Here is a 2,188-nt window from a genome sequence, read left to right on the forward strand (position 1 = left end):
CGCGGGCTGGGCGTGGCCATCCTCGACCTTACCAACGGCGAGCCGACCCCGCACGGCTCCCCGGAAAAGCGCCACCAGGAAAGCCACGCGGCGGCGCGCACCCTGGGCGTGGCCGCACGGGTCACCCTCGCGCTCCCCAACCGGTACCTGTCCGACTCGGTGGACAACCGGCGCCTGGTGGCCTCGGCCATCCGGTTGCTGCGCCCCCGGCTGCTCCTGGCGCACTACTGGGAAGACGCCCACCCCGACCATCTTGCGGCCGTGGCGCTGACTGACGCCGCGCGCTTCTACGGCAAGCTCACCCGGACGGATCTGCCCGGGGCACCGTACTGGGTGCCCCGAACCTTCTACTTCCTGGCCACGCACCTCAGGCTGCACCCGCCGGTGGCGTTCGTGGTGGACGTGTCGGACGTGTACGAGCAGAAGCGGGCGGCCATCCTTGCTTACCGCTCGCAGTTCGAGGCCAACGACGCGGGCCGGACCGTTCCCGGCCGCGTGGAGGTCAGGGATCGCTACTACGGCGGGCTGATAGGCAGAGAGTTTGGGGAGCCGTTTTTGTCCCGGGAGCCTGTCGGGGTGGAGGATCTGGCCCGGCTCCTCTGGTAGCAGCCCGGTAGCAGCTTGGTCCGAATGGCCGGGCGTGTAAGGTGGGGTTTCGTTGGGTTCAACGCGTCCCGCAGCGCCGTGTGCCGAGCAGGTGCGCCAGCAACCCGAGGCCGTGGGGCGGTCGGACTGGGAGATCCCCCCCGCCGGTGAGACCCTCATCGAACCCTCGGGGCCGGAGCTGATTGAAGTCGTCCGGGCCGGCGCGCAGGCGCTCGAAAGCCAGAGGTTTCAGGTGGGCGGGTTGAGCGCCGGCAGCCTGCGTCGAGCGGCCAGGGAGGCCGCCCTGGCCATCGGGCGGTCCTTCGCGGAGCGGTTCGGGCTGTGGCGGGGCCCTGGCGGACAGGAGCCCGACGCGGCGGCTCCCCGTTACTTCGTGGTGACCGGGCACCAGCCCGTTTTCGCCCACCCCGGGATCCTGATCAAAAACGCCCTGGTCGAAGCTGTGGCGCGCCGCCTGCCCGGAGCCGTTGCCATCAACGTCGTCGTGGACTACGACACCGCCCCCGATCTCTCGGCGCCGGCCCCCCGGCGGGAGGGCGGGCGGCTTGAGGCAGGGCCCGTGCGGCTCATGCCGGTGGGTTATGGGCGGCCCTTCTGCCATGTCCCGCCGCCATCCGCGGCTCAGTGGGAGGTTTTCCGGCGCGACTTCCAAGGGGCGCTGGCCAGCCTGGGGCAGGAAGGTGACGTGCTGCTGCGGCGCTTCGGCGCCTTTGCCGCCTGCGCGCGGGGCGGCAGCCTTGCGGCGGCTCGCCATCTGGCCGAATGGGTGACCGCCCTGCGCCACCGGTGGGAACAAGACGCTTCCGGCACGCGGGCGTGTTATCTCGAGGTGCCGATGGGCGAACTGGCCGAGACCCGCCCTTTCCGCCTGTTCTTTGCCCACATCGCGCTTCAGGCCGGCCGCTTCGCCACGCTTCACAACGACACCCTTGCCCGCTACCGAAAAGCGCGGGGCATCCGTTCCCGGGCCAACCCCTTCCCGGACCTGGCGGTGGAGGGGGCTCGGGTTGAACTGCCGTTCTGGCTGCTCACCCAGGGCGTGCGCCGGCGGGCTCTTCACGTGGAACGCACCGGCTCGGGTCTGCTGCTGTCCACGGCCGACGGCCCCGTGACCCATGTGGGCCTGCGGCTTCCCCCACCCGGCACCCCGGCAGACCCGGAGTCGGTGAGGGCGCTTGTCGAAGCGCTCGGGCGAGAGCGCCTATCCCTGCGGCCGCGGGCGGCGGCCCTGACCATGTTTCTGCGGCTTTTCGTGGCGGATCTGTTCGTTCACGGGGTGGGCGGGGCGCGCTACGACCGGGTCACGGACGCCCTCATCCGGTCGTTCTTCGGCGTCGAGCCGCCGTGTTACGCGGTCGCCTCGGCAAGCCTCACGCTGGATCTGAAAACACCCGCCGAAGCGCAAGACGAGGCCTCGTTGCGCCGCCAGCTTCGAGATCTGCGTTTCAACCCCCAGCGTTTCGTTTCGCCCGGCGCGCCCGAGGCGCTGCGCGCCCTGGCCGCCGAAAAAGAGCGCCTTGTCCTTGCCATCCAACAGCCCGGCGCGCCCAAGCGGCAACTGACCCGCCGGATTGAAGAGGTC

Annotated in this window: 2 protein-coding genes; both read left to right on the top strand. The window is 70.8% G+C overall.

Annotated features, from left to right (window positions below; translation table 11 throughout):
- On the top strand, positions 1 to 606 hold a 606-nt coding region (locus tag AB1609_21995), incomplete at its 5' end, for a PIG-L family deacetylase (GenBank protein MEW6049107.1).
- A gap of 52 nt (positions 607 to 658) precedes the next feature.
- The coding region (locus AB1609_22000; protein ID MEW6049108.1) for a hypothetical protein at positions 659 to 2,188 on the top strand (1,530 nt) is incomplete at its 3' end.

The organism is Bacillota bacterium (genome assembly GCA_040754675.1).
Classification (GTDB): domain Bacteria; phylum Bacillota; class Limnochordia; order Limnochordales; family Geochordaceae; genus Geochorda.